General features: G+C 66.8%; 20 protein-coding genes. 2 read left to right on the top strand and 18 right to left on the bottom strand.

Features of this window, described 5'->3' with window-relative positions; all coding sequences use genetic code 11:
- Positions 1-631 precede the first annotated feature (631 nt).
- The 13 genes from KFE19_00340 to KFE19_00400 form a co-directional block, all read right to left on the bottom strand.
- The gene (locus KFE19_00340) at positions 632-1,513 is read right to left on the bottom strand and encodes a polyprenyl synthetase family protein (GenBank protein QUO39476.1); all 882 of its coding nucleotides are present in this window, start codon (positions 1,511-1,513) and stop codon (positions 632-634) included.
- The gene (xseB, locus tag KFE19_00345) at positions 1,513-1,752 is read right to left on the bottom strand and encodes an exodeoxyribonuclease VII small subunit (protein QUO38013.1); all 240 of its coding nucleotides are present in this window, start codon (positions 1,750-1,752) and stop codon (positions 1,513-1,515) included. Before xseB ends, KFE19_00340 begins: the two co-directional genes overlap by 1 nt.
- Positions 1,749-2,966 carry an exodeoxyribonuclease VII large subunit gene (gene xseA, locus KFE19_00350; GenBank protein QUO38014.1) on the bottom strand — a complete coding sequence of 406 codons (1,218 nt, stop codon included), beginning with the start codon at positions 2,964-2,966 and terminating at the stop codon, positions 1,749-1,751. Before xseA ends, xseB begins: the two co-directional genes overlap by 4 nt.
- Before the next feature lie 78 nt (positions 2,967-3,044).
- Positions 3,045-3,494, bottom strand: coding sequence for a transcription antitermination factor NusB (gene nusB, locus KFE19_00355; GenBank protein ID QUO38015.1), 450 nt, complete (start codon positions 3,492-3,494; stop codon positions 3,045-3,047).
- A gap of 46 nt (positions 3,495-3,540) precedes the next feature.
- Entirely contained in the window at positions 3,541-3,918 is a 378-nt protein-coding gene (locus KFE19_00360) for an Asp23/Gls24 family envelope stress response protein (GenBank protein QUO38016.1), read from the bottom strand.
- A gap of 90 nt (positions 3,919-4,008) precedes the next feature.
- On the bottom strand, positions 4,009-4,575 hold the full coding sequence (locus KFE19_00365; GenBank protein ID QUO38017.1) for a SpoIIIAH-like family protein: 567 nt from the start codon (positions 4,573-4,575) through the stop codon (positions 4,009-4,011).
- Positions 4,576-4,598: 23 nt separating this feature from the next.
- Positions 4,599-5,096 carry a stage III sporulation protein AG gene (locus KFE19_00370; protein ID QUO38018.1) on the bottom strand — a complete coding sequence of 166 codons (498 nt, stop codon included), beginning with the start codon at positions 5,094-5,096 and terminating at the stop codon, positions 4,599-4,601.
- Positions 5,086-5,571: a stage III sporulation protein AF gene (locus tag KFE19_00375; GenBank protein ID QUO38019.1), complete on the bottom strand. Its 486-nt coding sequence runs from the start codon at positions 5,569-5,571 to the stop codon at positions 5,086-5,088. The genes KFE19_00370 and KFE19_00375 overlap by 11 nt, the downstream gene beginning before the upstream one ends.
- Positions 5,568-6,641 (bottom strand): stage III sporulation protein AE, encoded by a 1,074-nt coding sequence (locus KFE19_00380; protein QUO38020.1) that lies wholly within the window; start codon positions 6,639-6,641, stop codon positions 5,568-5,570. The genes KFE19_00375 and KFE19_00380 overlap by 4 nt, the downstream gene beginning before the upstream one ends.
- Positions 6,638-7,027 carry a stage III sporulation protein AD gene (locus KFE19_00385; protein ID QUO38021.1) on the bottom strand — a complete coding sequence of 130 codons (390 nt, stop codon included), beginning with the start codon at positions 7,025-7,027 and terminating at the stop codon, positions 6,638-6,640. The genes KFE19_00380 and KFE19_00385 overlap by 4 nt, the downstream gene beginning before the upstream one ends.
- Before the next feature lie 2 nt (positions 7,028-7,029).
- The gene (spoIIIAC, locus tag KFE19_00390; GenBank protein QUO38022.1) at positions 7,030-7,224 is read right to left on the bottom strand and encodes a stage III sporulation protein AC; all 195 of its coding nucleotides are present in this window, start codon (positions 7,222-7,224) and stop codon (positions 7,030-7,032) included.
- 11 nt (positions 7,225-7,235) lie between these two features.
- Positions 7,236-7,718, bottom strand: a complete 483-nt coding sequence (locus tag KFE19_00395) for a hypothetical protein (protein QUO38023.1) — start codon at positions 7,716-7,718, stop codon at positions 7,236-7,238.
- Positions 7,712-8,626 (bottom strand): stage III sporulation protein AA, encoded by a 915-nt coding sequence (locus tag KFE19_00400; protein ID QUO38024.1) that lies wholly within the window; start codon positions 8,624-8,626, stop codon positions 7,712-7,714. The genes KFE19_00395 and KFE19_00400 overlap by 7 nt, the downstream gene beginning before the upstream one ends.
- Positions 8,627-8,761: 135 nt before the next feature.
- On the opposite strand from KFE19_00400, the gene KFE19_00405 reads away from it, so the two are divergent.
- The gene (locus tag KFE19_00405) at positions 8,762-9,640 is read left to right on the top strand and encodes an MBL fold metallo-hydrolase (protein QUO38025.1); all 879 of its coding nucleotides are present in this window, start codon (positions 8,762-8,764) and stop codon (positions 9,638-9,640) included.
- 265 nt (positions 9,641-9,905) lie between these two features.
- Positions 9,906-10,805 (top strand): LysR family transcriptional regulator, encoded by a 900-nt coding sequence (locus KFE19_00410; protein ID QUO38026.1) that lies wholly within the window; start codon positions 9,906-9,908, stop codon positions 10,803-10,805.
- A gap of 102 nt (positions 10,806-10,907) precedes the next feature.
- Here the strand turns inward: KFE19_00410 and KFE19_00415 are convergent, their stop codons facing one another.
- The 5 genes from KFE19_00415 to KFE19_00435 all read right to left on the bottom strand — a co-directional run bounded on the left by KFE19_00415 (position 10,908) and on the right by KFE19_00435 (position 14,792).
- Positions 10,908-11,687 (bottom strand): N-acyl homoserine lactonase family protein, encoded by a 780-nt coding sequence (locus tag KFE19_00415; GenBank protein QUO38027.1) that lies wholly within the window; start codon positions 11,685-11,687, stop codon positions 10,908-10,910.
- A 69-nt stretch (positions 11,688-11,756) separates the two neighbouring features.
- Positions 11,757-12,455 carry a 2-oxo acid dehydrogenase subunit E2 gene (locus KFE19_00420; GenBank protein QUO38028.1) on the bottom strand — a complete coding sequence of 233 codons (699 nt, stop codon included), beginning with the start codon at positions 12,453-12,455 and terminating at the stop codon, positions 11,757-11,759.
- A 16-nt stretch (positions 12,456-12,471) separates the two neighbouring features.
- Positions 12,472-12,735, bottom strand: coding sequence for a hypothetical protein (locus tag KFE19_00425; protein QUO38029.1), 264 nt, complete (start codon positions 12,733-12,735; stop codon positions 12,472-12,474).
- A gap of 67 nt (positions 12,736-12,802) precedes the next feature.
- On the bottom strand, positions 12,803-13,795 hold the full coding sequence (locus KFE19_00430) for an alpha-ketoacid dehydrogenase subunit beta (protein ID QUO38030.1): 993 nt from the start codon (positions 13,793-13,795) through the stop codon (positions 12,803-12,805).
- A gap of 16 nt (positions 13,796-13,811) precedes the next feature.
- On the bottom strand, positions 13,812-14,792 hold the full coding sequence (locus KFE19_00435; protein QUO38031.1) for a thiamine pyrophosphate-dependent dehydrogenase E1 component subunit alpha: 981 nt from the start codon (positions 14,790-14,792) through the stop codon (positions 13,812-13,814).
- Positions 14,793-14,826 lie beyond the last annotated feature (34 nt).

A 14,826-nucleotide genomic window follows, 5' to 3' on the forward strand; every position in this document is an offset into this window, starting at 1 on the left:
CCTGACGGTCGAAGGTTTCTGCTGCCGTGTGGAGCGTGCGGCGGAGGGATGAGGGTGCTTGCCGACTTGGTCTGCTCCTCTTCCCGCTGCCGCTGGCCTGGAGTCAGGCGAGAGCCTGAGCGGCGGGCGGATATAGAAATCCGCCCCTACGGCAAAATGGGGCTCAGCTGCGAGGCACCGGTATCGGCAGGCGGAACCCATGACCTGCCGCAGCGTGCTGCCAGCCTCCATCAAACGCCAGGTGAGCGGCAGCGGAAAGCGGCGCTGGTCCATTCGTTTCCCGCCCCGTCTCCCCACCGCAGTCGTTATGCGGAGACCGGGCTCTTCGCGGGATCGGTCCGGCGCAGGGACGACGGGGCCATCGACGCCCGCCAGACCGCTTCGCACGATCCCCGCACTCACGAAAGGGCGACCCGGATGGGCCGCCCTTTCGTCATAGCGTTTTTCTCTTTTGGACCGGCCGCGGCCCGGAAGGTGAATTGCCCCGAAGGGGCAAGAGAAGCCCCTCTGGAGGGTTCTCTTTTTGGCAAAAAGAGAAAATGGGGGGCGGATCCCCGCAGGACCCCCGCGCCCCCGGAGGGCGGATCCCCACGGGACCTCCCGCCTCCGCCCGCCGGGGCGGACCCCGATGTCAGCGCTCCCGCCCCGCCAGGGCCTCCGCCAGGGCAGTCAAAAACCCGTCGCCGTCCCAGGGCGCCACGGCGGCCACCGCCCGCTCCGTGCAGGCAGCCACCTCCTTCTGGCAGCCTTTCGGCGTCAGAAGGTTGGCGAAGGTGACCTTGCCCTCCTCGGCGTCAGAGCCAATGGGCTTGCCGAAGTCCATCTCGTTGCCCACCACGTCCAGCAGATCGTCCCGGATCTGGAAGGCCAGGCCCAGCTCCCGTCCGTAGACCTCCGCCGCGGCCAGCAGGTCCCCGTCTCCCCCGGCAGCCTGGACGCCGATGCGGCAGGCCCCGGCGATCATGGCGCCGGTCTTGAGGTTGTGGACCTGGGTGATCTCCTCCCGGGTCCGGGGAGCATGGAGGGTGTCCAGCACCTGCCCGGCCACCATGCCGGCGGCGCCGGCAGCCTGGGCCAGGGACAGGGCGCAGGCGCAGCGGCGCTCCGCGTCCAGGTCCGGGGCGGTCAGCAGCAGGCGGAAGGCCTCCGGCTGGAGGGCGTCTCCCGCCAGGACGGCCAGGGTCTCGCCGTAGACCTTGTGGTTGGTGGGCTTGCCCCGGCGCAGGTCATCGTCGTCCATGCAGGGCAGGTCGTCGTGGATCAGGGAGTAGGTGTGGACCAGCTCCACGGCGCAGGCGGCGGGCAGGGCCCTGCGCCAGTCCGCCAGCCCCGCCGCCCGGGCGAAGGCCAGCACCATCACCGGCCGGATGCGCTTGCCCCCGGCCAGAAGGCTGTACCGCATGGACTCATAGAGGTCCCCCCAGGGGTCCTTGTCCGTGAAGAGGGCCTTGAGCGCGCCCTCCACCTCCCGGCGGTATTCGTCGAACTGCGCCTGAAATGCCTGCTTGTCCATCATCGTTGCGCCTCCTCTTCAAAGGGCAGCTCCACGGGGGCGCCGTCGGCGCCCTTCATGAGCTTGACCACCTGCTGCTCCGCCTTGTCCAGCTCCTGGGTGCAGGCGGCGATCAGTTTCGTGCCCTCGGCAAAGAGGGCCAGGGAGTCCGCCAGCTGGGCGTCCCCCTTCTCCAGGGCAGCCACGATCTCCTCCAGCCGGGCGATCTGCTGCTCAAAGGTCTGCTTCTTGGCGCTCATGGCCGTTCCTCCTTCTCATAGGGCCTGTCCACCACGGCGGTGAAGCCGCCCTCTCCCAGTGTGATGTCCACCCGGTCCCCCGCCGACACGTCCCGGCAGGAGCGCAGGATCGTTCCCTCGGCGCCCCGGGCCACGGCGTAGCCCCGGCCCAGCACCGCCAGGGGGCTCATGGCGTCCAGGGCCGCCGCCAGGGCGGCGAAGCGCTGGCGCTTGCGGGCGATCTGCGCCGACGCCAGGTCCCCCAGCCGCTGCTGGAGGTGGAGGAGCTCCATGCGCTTGTCCTGGACGTAGGCGCTCTGGTCCCGGAGGACCCGCTTGGATGCCAGGTCCTCCAGATGCCGCCGCGCCGCCGCCAGGCGGGCGCCCTCCGCCTGGGCCATGCGGTCCCCGGCGCCCCGGAGCCACCGCAGCAGCTCCCCCTGGTCCGGCACGGCGATCTCCGCCGCGTTGGAGGGGGTGGAGGCCCGGGCGTCCGCCACGAAGTCGGCGATGGTCACGTCCGGCTCGTGGCCCACGGCGGAGATGACCGGGGTCTCGCAGGCGTAGATGGCCCGGGCCACCCGCTCGTCGTTGAAGGCCCACAGGTCCTCCATGGACCCGCCGCCCCGGCCGGTGATGATGACGTCGCCGATCTTCCACTTGTCGGCGTACCGGATGGCCCCGGCGATCTCCGGCGGGGCCTCGGCCCCCTGGACCCGGACCGGCAGCAGGATGACCTTGGCGATGGGATACCGCCGCCGCAGAATGCGGATCATGTCGTGGACCGCCGCGCCGGCGGCGGAGGTGACGACGGCGATGCGCTCCGGATAGGGCGGCAGGGGCTTTTTATGGGCGGGGTCGAACAGGCCCTCGGCGTAGAGCCGGGCCTTGAGCTGCTCGAAGGCCACCGCCAGGTCCCCGGCTCCCTCGGCCGTCAGGGCGTCGCAGTAGAGCTGATAGGCCCCGTCCCGGGGGAACACGCTGACCCGGCCCCGGGCGATGACCTGCATGCCGTTTTCCGGCCGGAACCGCAATCGCAGGGCCGAGCCCTTGAACATGACGCACCGCAGGGCCCCCTCCGGGTCCTTCAGCGTGAAGTAGTGGTGGCCGGAGGGATAGATCTTGTAGTTGGACAGCTCCCCCCGGACGAACACCTCCCGCAGGGGCGGCGCCGCGTCCAGCAGGCCCTTGACCAGCTGGTTGAGCTCCGAGACGGAGAATACGTGCTGTTCCACCGCTTCCCTCCTTCCGCACTGAAAAAAAGCGCAGAGCGGGCGGCGGCTGCTACCGCTCCCGCTCTGCCGTGCATGGTGTTATTCCGTGATCTCCTGCCGCACGAAGGTGCCCAGGATGCCGTTGATGAACTTCACCGTCTCCGGCGTCTCGTACTTCTTGGCGATCTCCACGGCCTCGTTGATGGCGGCGCCGTTGGGGATCTCCGGCATGTAGAGGATCTCGTACATGGCCACCCGCATGATGGCAGAGGCCACCAGGGGGATCCGGGCGAAGTTCCAGCCCTTGGCGTATTTGGCGATATAGCCGTCCAGCTCCGGCCCGTGCTCCGCCACGCCCCGGACCAGGCGGCGGATATAGTCCGCCTGCTTGGCGTTGGGCGTCTCCTGGTAGAGGGCGTCCTCGGCGGAGAGGGTCTCGAAGGCCTCTGCCGTCAGGCGCTGGTCCAGCAGATCCTCCACCGTCTTGTCGGTGAAGCTGAGCTCATAGGAAAGATGAACGGCGATCTCCCGCGCGGTGTTCCGTACCATAAATCTTACTCTCGTTTCTCTGTGTCGTTTGGTGAAAAGGGGGCTCTCAGGCCAGCGTCACGGCGCCCACATGGACGTTGACGGCGCCCACGGAGCAGCCGGTCATGGCCTCCACGGCGTTGATGACGGCCTTCTGGGCGTTCTCCGCCACCTCGGGAATGGGGTGGCCGTACTGGACGGTGAGGTACACGTCCAGCGTCAGGGCCGTGCCGGTCATGTCGATCTTCACGCCCTTGGCGCCCTTCTGGGCGTTGCGCTTGTTGTTCACCAGGTCGGTGACGCTGCCGCCCAGATTGGTCATCATGCCGGACACGCCCTCCACGTCCCGGACGGCGCCCACGGCGATGGCGGCGATGACCTCCTCGGAAATGTTGATGCTCCCGTTCTCCTCCGGCAGCGTCATATACTCTCTGCTCTCGCCCATCGTATGATTCTCCTTACCCTTTGGTATCCTTTGTAAGAGGGATGTTTTCCGAATCAATATTCTACCATGCCTCCGGCAAAATTACAACTGCTAATTTGCTGCCATGACTTTCACGGCGCTGGCGGGATAGCCGCTTTCGCTGACGGCGATGTCCACCACCTTGGCAACGTCCGCCTCGGTCAGTTCCCCGGTGTCCGTGGACACCACCACGCTGATGCCGTCCTCCCCCATGAAGGCAACGCAGTCGGCGTAGCCCTTGGCGGTGACCAGGTTTTCGATCTGGGCCTCGGTCAGGGTGTAGGAGGCCAGGACCTGGATGCCCTCGGAGGCCTCGGTGGCCGCGGTCTCAGCGGCCCCCTCCTGGGCCGCCGCCTCCTGCAAAAGGGAGATGGCGTTGTCCCGGGCCTGCTGGCGGGTGAGCCGGGCGGAGGCGAAGTAGTCCCCGCCGGTGTAGACCGCCGTCTCGTCCCCGGTCCCCTCGGCCCCCTCGCCGCCGGAGACCAGCGCCGCCTCCCCCAGGATCTTGGTGCCGGCCTCGGCGCTCTCCGCCGCGTCGGCCCCCTCCTGGGCGGAATACTTCCAGTTCAGCGCCGCGGCGGCGCACACCAGCACCGCCATGGTCAAAAGCACTGCGTTTCGTTTCCAGTTTCCTCTCATGGGTCCTCTCCTCCTCCAGATGATCACTGCCATTTTGCCACGGTGACGCGGTCCGCGGAAAGACCCGTCAGCGCCGTCACCGCCTCCGTCACCGACAGGCGCACCGCCGCCTGGTCTCCGCCCTGGCACACCACCAGGGCGCCCCGGAAGGTGGGATACCAGGTCTGCTTCACGATCGGCGTCTGGCCCTGGCCGTCGTCCACCACCACCGTCTCGCCGGAACGGGAGGTGAGCGCGGAGTCCTGCCAGGACTCCTCCACGTCCTCCGCCAGCAGCCGCCCGCCGTCGCTCTCCGCCGTCAGCAGCACCTGCACCCGGCCCACGCCGCTGATCTTGGAGAGGATGTCCTCCATCTCCCCCTCCAGGTCCCGGGTCTCCAGGCACGGCTGGCCGGAGGCGCTTTCCGCCCCGGCGGAGGAGCCGCCGCCCTCCGGCCACAGCAGCAGCACCGCCCCCGCCAGGGCCACCAGCGCCACGAATTTGTACTTGTCCCATAGTTTTTTCGCTCCTTCAAGTTTCATCGTCCTGTTCCTTCCAAATCTGCCGCTCCGGCGGGATACCCAGTTCCTCCGCGATGTACGCCGAGAGCTCCGCCGACCGGGGGCCCGTCAGCTTCACGGCGGAGGGGACGGGGATGCCGTCCGGGCTGTTCTCCGTCTCCACCCGCGCCGTCACCGCCAGCCCCAGGGCGGCCCCTTTGTCCGATATATATGCCGCGGCCCGCTCCGCTATGCCCGCTGCCAGGGCGTCGGACTGGGCGGCCTCCAGCTCCGATTGACGCTGCTCCACCTGCTCCGTCCAGTCCGAAAGGCCGGCGGAGAGGCCGCTCAGGTCCAGTTCCGCCGCCGGCCGCAGCAGCACCGCCAGGAGCAGCAGCCCCCCGATGAAGGTGGCCGTCCGCCGCAGTCCCCCCTCCGGGATCAGGGCCTGCACCACCGACACCAGCAGAGCCGCGGCGGACACCGCCAGCAGCCACCGTCCCAGTGCCTCCATCATGGTGTCACCGCCCCCACCGTGGCCAGGACCGACACCAGCAGCAAAAGGGCGCAGCTGCCGGTCATGCCCAAAATCAGTCCGAAGGCCCCGCCCAGGCCGTCGATCAGCTTGCAAAGGCCCGGGGCGCCCACCGCCCCGGCCAGAAAGGCCGTGAGCTTGTAGAGAAGGTACTGGACCCCCAGCTGCAAAAAGGGATAGGCGCAGGCGGCCAGGATCGCCAGGGTGCCGAAGATGCCGATGGTGTTTTTCAGCATCCCCGCCCCGGCCAGCACCGTCTCCGAGGCGTCGGAGATGATGCCGCCCACCACCGGCACCACGCCGGAGATGGCGGCCTTGGCCATCTTCACTGTCACGGCGTCGGCGGAGCCGGTGATGACCCGGACCACGGACAGATACGCCGTGAAGGCCAGGACCGCTCCCGTCAGCAGCCACGTCACCACCTTCTTCACCCCCTCCGCCAGGGCCCCCAGCCGGTTTTCCGGCAGGCAGGCCGCTGCCGTCACCACGCCGATGTAGAGATACACCAGCGGCAGGCACACCCGGTCGATCAGCCGGATCAGCAGGTCCACGAAGAACACCGTGGCCACCTGCTGGACCGTGGCGGTGGTGACGGCGCCGCTGGCGGCGGCCGCGGCGGCCAGGGTGGGCAGCAGGGTCTGGGAGAAGGCCGAGAGGTCGTCGATGGTGGCCGCCCCCAGGCCCATGAGGGTATCCAGGCTTCCCGCCGCCGCCACTGTCACAGACAGCGCCCCCGCCATGGGAAGAAAGAGGGGTGCCTTCATGCCGCTGCCCAGGAAGAACCCCTCCGCCGCGCCGCACAGCACCACCACCAGCAAAATGGCCGCCGCGCCCCGCAGGCGCTGGCGCACCACGGCCCCCGCCTGGTCTCCCAGGGACTGGACCAGCGAGGCCAGGGCGCCGGTGAGGCCGCCCGCGGTCAGGTCCGCGTCCGAGAGCAGCTCCTCCGCCGCCTCCGGGGCGGAGCGGACCAGGTCCTCCGGCACCTCCGCGGCCCGGGCGGACACCGTCAGCACCACCACCGCCGCCAGACACATCAGTACGGTTTTCATCGCATCAGCTCCACCAACAAATCCAGCACCGCTCTCATCAGCGGCAGCGCCGCCAGCAGCGCGCACACGGTGCCCGCCGTCTCCAGCACCGCCGCCAGGGGCGACTCCCCGGCGTCCCGGCAGAGGCCGCCCCCCGCCCGGACCACCAGGGCGATGGCCGCCGTCTTGTACAGCGGGGCGAACAGCTCCGCGGACACCCCGCTGTACGCCTCCAGCTGCCGCAGGAACGCCCACAGCTCCCCCAGGGCCGGCACCACCAGGGCGATCACCGCCGCCGTGGCCGCCAGGGCCAGCAGCAGCGCCGTCTCCGGACTGCCCCGGCGGACCACCAGGGCCAGCACCGCCCCGATCACGCACAGCCCCGCCGCCTGCACCGCCGTCTCCATGGCTAAAAGTCGAACAGGGTCTTGATGAGGTCGAACAGGTCGCTGATCTCCCGGACCATCATCATCAGCACCACCACCAGACCCGCCAGCACCACCATCAGCCCCTGTTCCTCCCGCCCGGAGCGGATCAGCAGCTGGTTGAGCACCGCCACCAGGATCCCGATGGCGGCGATCTTGAAAATCAAATCCACATCCATGTTCTCAGCCCTCAAATCAGTAAGATCACCAGCAGCGCCCCGGCGGAGAGCCACAGCGCAGCCGATCGCTTCTCCCGCTCCATGCTGGCCGCCCGCTCCGCCTCCAGGCTCCGCTCCAGGCGCTCCGCCGCCGCCGTCAGCGCCCGGCAGACCTGCGCCTCGTCCCCGGAGAGGCCGGAGGCGGCCTCCGCCAGGGCCTCCCGGTCCTCCGGCGGCAGGGGCTGCTCCTGCGCAAGACGCCGCCAGGCCGCCTCCGCCCCCTCCCCCGCCGCCAGGGCCGGCCCCAGACGGCGGAAAAAATCGCTCTCCCGGCCCAGCCGCTCCAAAAGGCGGGGCAGGGGCGTCCGCTCCAGGCGGACGGCCTCCGCCATGCGGGAAAGGCCCGACGAGAGCGCCCACAGCGTGTCCATCCTCCGGCGGCGCTCCGCCCGCTGCCGCAGCCAGCCTCCCAGGGCGGCCCCGGCCACCAGCAGCCCGCCCAGCGCCCTCACCATGGCAGCTCCTCCACCTCGTAGCGCCGGACGGCCCCCTCCCGGCGGATCCACACCGCCAGGCGGAATACCCGGTCCGCCAGGAGCCGGGCGTACAGGGGCTTTTCCCGCAGTTCCTCCATACTCCCGGCGTGGATGGTGGCCAGCAGCCCCACGCCGCACCCGGCGGCCATGGCCGCCGCCTCCAGGTCCGCCCGGACCGTGATCTCGTCCAGGGCGATGACCTGGGGGTTCATGGCCCGCAGCACCATGGGGATGCCCACGGCCTTGGGGCAGGCGTCCAGCACGTCGGTCCGGGGGCCCAGGTCCATCTGGGGCGTGCCCCGCCAGCAGACGCCCACCTCGCCCCGCTCGTCGATCAATGACACCCGCTGGGGCGGCACGCCCCCGGCCCCGGCGGAGAGGCACCGCACCAGATCCCGCAGCAAGGTGGTCTTGCCCCCGCCCGGGGGCGAGAGCAGCAGCGTGCTGCAAAACACGCCCTCCCGGAACAGCCGGGGGGCCAGGGGCTCTGCAATGCCCCGCTTCTCCCGGGCAATGCGGATCACCGCCGAGGAGAGCTCCCGCAGGTTCGTGTTCACGCCGCCCTTTATCACCGCCGTGCCGCAAAGGCCCACCCGGAACCCGCCCCGGACGGGCAGGTAGCCGTCCCGGATGGTCTCCGCCGCGGCGTAGCGGGAAAACTCTGTTGCCAGGTCGCACAGCGTCTCCAGATCCTCCGGCTCCACGGCCTCGTCCAGCGCCAGCTCCCCCGCCGGCAGCAGCACCGACATGGGCCGCCCGGCCCGGAGCCGGAACTCCTCCGCCTCGGCCCTGCGCTGCTCCGGCAGCGCCAGGGCGGCCTTGCGCAGCCGGGCCGGCAGGAACTGGGCCGCCTCCTCATAGCGCAGAATGTTCTTGTCCTTCTGCAAGGGTGACCCCCCTTTCTTTGGTTAGTCCACTGTATGAGAGGTTGTCCCCGCTTATGCCTGGGATTTTTCGCCCCCGGCCGTTGTAATTTGGCGGCGGCTGTGCTACGCTGGAAAAAAATGACGGGAGGCGCGATTATGTACGAACTGATCCAGGCGGCGGAACACACCTATTACATCCAGTGCCCCGCCAAGATGGGCCTGTGGGTGCCGGACGGCAAGTCGGCGGTGCTGATCGACAGCGGCGGCGACAAGGACGCGGGCCGCAAGGTGCAAAAGACCCTGGAGGCCCAGGGCTGGACCCTCTCCTGCATCCTCAACACCCACGCCAACGCCGACCACAACGGCGGCAACGCCCTGCTCCAGCAGCGCCTCCATGCCCCGGCCTACGCCCCGGGCATCGACGCCGCCGTCACCACGTATCCCATCCTGGAGCCCGCCTTCCTCTACGGCGGCTATCCCCCCAAGCCCCTGCGCAACAAGTTCCTCCTCTCCCAGCCCAGCCGGTGCGAACCACTGACGGCGGAGAACCTCCCCCAGGGATTGACACAGCTGGCCCTGCCGGGCCACTTCTTCGACATGTGCGGCTTCGGCACGGCGGACGGGGTGTGGTTTCTGGCGGACTGCCTCTCCGGGGCCAACATCGTGGAAAAGTACCACGTGAACTTCATCTACGACGTGGCGGCGTATCTGGAGACCCTGGACAGGGTGTGCCAGCTGGAGGGCCGCCTCTTCGTCCCCGCCCACGCCGAGGCGGCGGAGGACATCCGCCCCCTGGCGAAGCTGAACCGGGCCAAGGTGCTGGAGATCGCCGGGGTGATCCTGGAGCTGTGCCGGGAGCCGAAGATGTTCGAGGAGATTTTGCAGGGCGTGTTCGCCCGCTATCAGCTGACCATGGACTTCAACCAGTACGTGCTGGTGGGCAGCACCGTGCGCTCGTACCTGGCCTACCTGCTGGACCGGGGCGCCGCGGCGGCGGAATTTGATGACAACCGCCTGCTGTGGCGGGCGGTGTGAGACTGGCGCAGCAGGTTTGGCAAGCGCGCAGAAGCAGAAAACGGAGGGCCCCGGGGGGTCCTCCGTTTTGTTTTTCCTGTTTTTTTGCGCGTAGAATTCTCATAAAACCTTGCGAATTTCCAAGGATTTTCCAGTTTTTTGCAAGTTCCGGCAATGCGACAAAAAGTTTGTTTTTTGCTTGACAATCTCCGCGGGGTTGATGATAATAGAAACAGCGGCGTGACGCCGCTTGCCAGAAGCAGGGATTTCAGGGAGCAGAGAGACAATGGATATTCGGGAGCTGAAATATTTCATCCAGGTGGCAAAGGACGGAAATTACTCCGTGGCCGCCAGAAAACTGTATATTTCCCAGCCTGCCCTCAGCAAGGTCATCCACAAGCTGGAGGAGGAGATGGGCTTCGAGTTTTTCTACACCTTCCAAAAGCGCCAGAATCTGACGGATCTGGGCATGGCCTTTTATGAAAAGGCCGTCCGGGTGGTCAGCGAGTACGAGGGCCTGATGGAGACCGCGCCTCCGGGCAAGGCCATCTACAAGGGACAGGTGTTCTTCGGCTTCCCCCCGGTGGCCGGGACGTGCTATTTCTGCGATCTGATCGCCAAATTCGCCAAGGAATACCCCGGCATCAAGCTCCACATCGAGGAGCGGGGCGCCAACCGGATCCTGGCGGGCGTGGAGGCTGGGGCGTTGGATGTGGGCTGCGTGGTGGGACCGGTCCAGACCCAGAATTTCGACTATGTGCCCTTCATCCGGGACACCTCCTGCCTGGCGGTCAGCGAGAACCACCCCCTGGCCGACCGGAAGATCGTCTCCCTGGCGGAGCTGAAGGACGAGTCCTTCGTCCTGCTGGGCCGGGACTTCGCCACCCATCACGACATCATCTCCGCCTGCCATCAGGCGGGCTTCGAGCCCAACATCGTGCTGCTGTCCTCCCAGTGGGACTTCGTGGTCCAGATGGTGCGGCGGAATTTCGGCATCGCCTTTCTTCCGCTGTCCGTGTTCCGGCGGTTCTCCTTCCCGGACATCCGCCTGCTGGAGGTGAAGGATCCCATGAGCTCCACGGAGCTGGGCCTCGTCACCAAGCACGACAGCTACATCTCCCGCAGCGTCAACTGCTTCATCAGCTTTGTTATGGAGCAGATGGGCGATCACCCCTTTACTGTGTGACTCCCCTCTCCGGTAACGCAATGAGAGCCGGCCGACGCCGGCTCTCATTTTTCTGCCGCCAAAGTCAAGTATTTCCAGCGGAAAACTTGATTTTACGCTGGATCATGCGTAATATTCCGGCGGTTTTTTCAGCGTGCGGAACTGCTCCATGTCGTGGCCGAAGAGGATCTGGGCATGGTGCTCTGCGGCGTACCGGCGCAGGTACTCCATGGCGGCAAAGTAGCCCTCCTGGTCCACCACCGCGCCGGAGAGCTTTGCCGGCGGGCCGAAATGCTCCCGGCAGTAGGCGGCGTCGGCCACCAGCAAAAAGGTGCCGCAGTCCAGTTCCACGGACAATCCCAGCATCCCGAAGGAATGGCCCGGGCCCAGGTTCAGAATGGTCACGCCGGGACACAGGGGCGTCTCCCCCGCGTCCGCGGGCACCGGCACCCAGCGGGTCCCGGCGGCCTTCCAGCTGTCCACGTCGCACTGGACGTGGAACAGGTCCAGCGTGCCCGCCGCGGCGTCGGACATCACCTGCTCCAGCTCCCGCTGGTGGACGTAAACGTCGGCCTGGGGGAACAGGTGGACGCCGCCGGCGTGGTCCAGATGCAGGTGGGACAGCACCACCTTGGTTATCCGGCCGGGGTCCACTCCGATCCGGGCCAGCTGGTCCGGCAGGTTCTCGCCGGGGCCGGTCACATACGGGTTGCCGCACAGCTCCGGCGGCCAGGCGCCCTCCATGGCCTTGGGGTGGCAGCCGGCGTCAAAGAGGATACAGCCCTCCGGCGTATCCAGCAAAAAGGCGTGGATGGGGATGGCGGCCTCCGCGTCCGGCTCATCCAGAACGGGATTGGCCCCCTTCATGACGATCTTCCCCAGGTCCAGCACATAGAGCTTCATGGGTTCTCCCCCTTTCGTGGTTTCAAAAGGTCCCCGAAAACCACAGTTTCCGGGGACCTTGGGTCTTGTTCAGACCAGCGCTTTCGGATCTTCCAGCAGCAGCTTCATGTCGTTGAGGAAGGCGGCCAGGGGCACGCCGTCCAGGATCCGGTGGTCGCCGCCGATGACCAGCTTCATCATCATCCGCACGGCGATCACGTCCTCCCCGTCCCGCTCGATGACCACCGGCATCTTCTTGGCGGTGCAGGCGGCCATGATGGCGGGCTGGGGCGGCTGCGGCAGGGGCACGGAGTCAAAGGAGTTCAGCTTGCCCAGGTTGGTGATGCCGAAGGTGCCCTCGGAGTAGTCGTCGGGCATCAGCTTGCCGGCGTTGGCCTTCTCCACCATCTGCTTCATCTCCGCGGAGATCTGGTAGAGGTCCTTGGACTGGGCGTCCTTGATGACCGGGGCCACCAGACCGTGGTCGGAGGCGGTCATGACGCTGATATTGCAGGAGCTGTAAACGTTGATCTTGGTCATGTCCTCGTTGAAGGCCGAGTTCATGATGGGGGTGCGCTGAAGGGCGATGCTGACGGCCTTGATGATGAAGTCGTTCACCGTCAGGCCGCAGCCCTTTTCCGCGTTGAGCTGCTTGCGGAAGGCCAGCAGATCCGTCACGTCCACGTACATGCCCTGATAGGTCATGGGATACGCGCCGCTGATCTCCATCCGCTTGCCGATCATCTTGCGCACGCCTTTGTAGGCGATCTCCTCAGATACTTGCAGCATCGCTCAGCCTCCCGCCTCAGACCAGGCCGGAGATGTCCTCGCCGGGCTGGCCGATGATGGCGATGGGGGTGCCGCAGGGATAGTCCTCGTCGCACTCCACCAGGATCTTCAGCAGCGTGCCGTCCTCCGGGCAGGGGAACTCCATGGTGGTCTTGTCGGTCATCAGCTCAAACAGGGGCTGGTTCTTCTCCACCTTGTCGCCCTCCTTGAACAGCCACTGGGTCACCTGGCCCTCTTCCATAGCCTCGCCCATCTTGGGCATTACAACGACTCTTGCCATAATGAAAATCTCCCTTTCTTTTTGTTTTGTGAATTGTCAGATGTATCAGGGGCCTCCGCCGCGCCGCTCAGGCGTGGATGCACGCCTTTACCCGCTCCGCGATCTTCTCGGGAGAGAGCATGACGAAGTCCTCCATGGTGGGGGCGGCGGGGATGATGGTGTCCGGCAGCGTGTAGCGCTGGGCGGGCTCCTTCAGATAGGAGAAGGCCTTCTGGGTGACCTGGAAGGCGATCTCGCCGGTGATGCCGAAGGTCTCCGTGAACTCGTCCACGATCAGCAGCCGGCCGGTCCGCTTCACGGACTCCACAACCGGGTCCAGATCCAGGGGCCGCAGGGACCGCAGGTCAATCAGATCGATGTGGATCCCCTCTTCCCGCAGCAGCTCGGCGGCCCTGGTGGCCTTCAAAATGGCGGTGCCGAAGCCCACCACCGTGATGGCGTCGCCCTCGCAGACCTTGCGGCTCTTGCCGATGGGCACCAGGTAGTCGGGGTCCAGGGGGACCTCGCCCTTGAGGCGGTAAGCGGCGGTCTCCTCACAGAAAAACACGGGGTCGTTGTCCCGGATGGCGGCCTTGAGAAGGCCCTTGGCGTCCTCCGGGCAGGAGGCGCAGACCACCTTCAACCCCGGGAAGCCGGCGAACAGGTGGTAGATGGACTGGCTGTGATGGGGGCCGCTGCGGGTGCCGCCGCCGATGGCGGTGCGCACCACGCCGGGGATCTGCTTGATCTGGCCGCCGGACATGTACCGGTACTTGGCCAGGTGGTTGCAGATGATGTCCAGGGCCACCATGCTGAAGTCCATCTTCATGATGTCCATGATGGGCCGCCAGCCGTACATGGCGGCGCCCAGGCCCCAGCCCACGATGGCGTTCTCCGACAGCGGCGCGTCGATCACCCGGTCGGGACCGTACTTCTTATAGAGGTCGCCGGTCACGCCGTAGGCGCCGCCCAGGATGCCGATGTCCTGGCCCATCATGACCACTTTCTCGTCCCGGGCCATCTCCTCGTCCAGCGCCAGGCGGATGGCCTGCATATACGTCATTTTCTTGGTCTGTTCCATCTTGCTCTCCTCCACTTCAGCAGCCCGCGTAGATTCCCTGAAGGGCGACCTCGGGTTCGGAGTAAGGCGCCGCTTCCGCGAAGGCCCAGGCCTCGTCCAGCTCCCGCTCCACGGCGTCCTGGATCTCTTTGAGCTGTTCGTCCCGGATCCCGTATTCCGTCCGGAGCTTCTCCGGATAGACCTTCAGGGGATCCCGGGCCATCCAGAAGGCCTGCTCCGCCGGGTCCTTGTACTTCACGCCGGATTCGTTGGGGGCGTGGCCCATCTGGCGCCAGGTCATCAGCTCCAGGATCATGGGTCCCTTCCCGCTGCGGACGTATTCCGCCGCCTCCATGGTGGCGGAATAGACCGCCTCCACGTCGTTGCCGTTTTCCACGGTGACGCCGGGGATGCCGTAGCCCTTGGCCCGGGTGCTGAGATGGTCCAGGCCCGTCATCTTCCGGAAGTCCTCGGAGATGGCGAAGAAGTTGTTCTGGATGATGACCAGCATGGGCAGCTTGAAGGCCGCCGCCATGTTCAGTCCCTCGTGGAAGGCGCCCTCGCAGGCGGAGCCGTCGCCGGTATAGGCCACGGCGATGTTGCCCTTGCCCTCGTGCTTGAGGTGATAGGCAAAGCCCACGGGCACGGTGTAGCAGGGGCCCAGGGTGCCGCCCAGCACGTAGAGATTCTTGGACACATCGACAAAGTGGGGCTCGCCGGCCTTGCCCTTGCAGGTGCCGGTGGATTTGAGCAGAGTCTCAGACAAAAGCGTCTTGAGATCGCAGCCCCGGGAGATCTGATGGGCGTGGGACCGATGGTGGGGACAGACGATGTCCCCCGGCCGGAAGGCCATCATGGACCCCGTGCCGCAGGCCTCCTCCCCGATGCCCAGATGCGTCATGCCCAGGGGTTTTCCGCTGGTATACGCATCCCACAGCCGCTCGTCGAAGCGGCGGCTTTTGTACATATTCTCATAAAATTTCAGCTGCAGCGCTGTGCCGAATTCTTCCATCGGCATCCATACCTCCTTCTCCGTTCCGCCTGCGGGGTCG

Source organism: Dysosmobacter sp. Marseille-Q4140 (assembly GCA_018228705.1).
Lineage (GTDB): Bacteria > Bacillota > Clostridia > Oscillospirales > Oscillospiraceae > Oscillibacter.

Coding starts and splice junctions, on each gene's coding strand:
- KFE19_00340 (QUO39476.1), bottom strand. CDS start 1,513: ATGGACAAGCAGGCATTTCAGGCGCAGTTCGACGAATACCGCCGGGAG.
- xseB (QUO38013.1), bottom strand. CDS start 1,752: ATGAGCGCCAAGAAGCAGACCTTTGAGCAGCAGATCGCCCGGCTGGAG.
- nusB (QUO38015.1), bottom strand. CDS start 3,494: ATGGTACGGAACACCGCGCGGGAGATCGCCGTTCATCTTTCCTATGAG.
- KFE19_00360 (QUO38016.1), bottom strand. CDS start 3,918: ATGGGCGAGAGCAGAGAGTATATGACGCTGCCGGAGGAGAACGGGAGC.
- KFE19_00365 (QUO38017.1), bottom strand. CDS start 4,575: ATGAGAGGAAACTGGAAACGAAACGCAGTGCTTTTGACCATGGCGGTG.
- KFE19_00370 (QUO38018.1), bottom strand. CDS start 5,096: ATGAAACTTGAAGGAGCGAAAAAACTATGGGACAAGTACAAATTCGTG.
- KFE19_00375 (QUO38019.1), bottom strand. CDS start 5,571: ATGATGGAGGCACTGGGACGGTGGCTGCTGGCGGTGTCCGCCGCGGCT.
- KFE19_00380 (QUO38020.1), bottom strand. CDS start 6,641: ATGAAAACCGTACTGATGTGTCTGGCGGCGGTGGTGGTGCTGACGGTG.
- KFE19_00385 (QUO38021.1), bottom strand. CDS start 7,027: ATGGAGACGGCGGTGCAGGCGGCGGGGCTGTGCGTGATCGGGGCGGTG.
- spoIIIAC (QUO38022.1), bottom strand. CDS start 7,224: ATGGATGTGGATTTGATTTTCAAGATCGCCGCCATCGGGATCCTGGTG.
- KFE19_00395 (QUO38023.1), bottom strand. CDS start 7,718: ATGGTGAGGGCGCTGGGCGGGCTGCTGGTGGCCGGGGCCGCCCTGGGA.
- KFE19_00405 (QUO38025.1), top strand. CDS start 8,762: ATGTACGAACTGATCCAGGCGGCGGAACACACCTATTACATCCAGTGC.
- KFE19_00410 (QUO38026.1), top strand. CDS start 9,906: ATGGATATTCGGGAGCTGAAATATTTCATCCAGGTGGCAAAGGACGGA.
- KFE19_00415 (QUO38027.1), bottom strand. CDS start 11,687: ATGAAGCTCTATGTGCTGGACCTGGGGAAGATCGTCATGAAGGGGGCC.
- KFE19_00420 (QUO38028.1), bottom strand. CDS start 12,455: ATGCTGCAAGTATCTGAGGAGATCGCCTACAAAGGCGTGCGCAAGATG.
- KFE19_00425 (QUO38029.1), bottom strand. CDS start 12,735: ATGGCAAGAGTCGTTGTAATGCCCAAGATGGGCGAGGCTATGGAAGAG.
- KFE19_00430 (QUO38030.1), bottom strand. CDS start 13,795: ATGGAACAGACCAAGAAAATGACGTATATGCAGGCCATCCGCCTGGCG.
- KFE19_00435 (QUO38031.1), bottom strand. CDS start 14,792: ATGCCGATGGAAGAATTCGGCACAGCGCTGCAGCTGAAATTTTATGAG.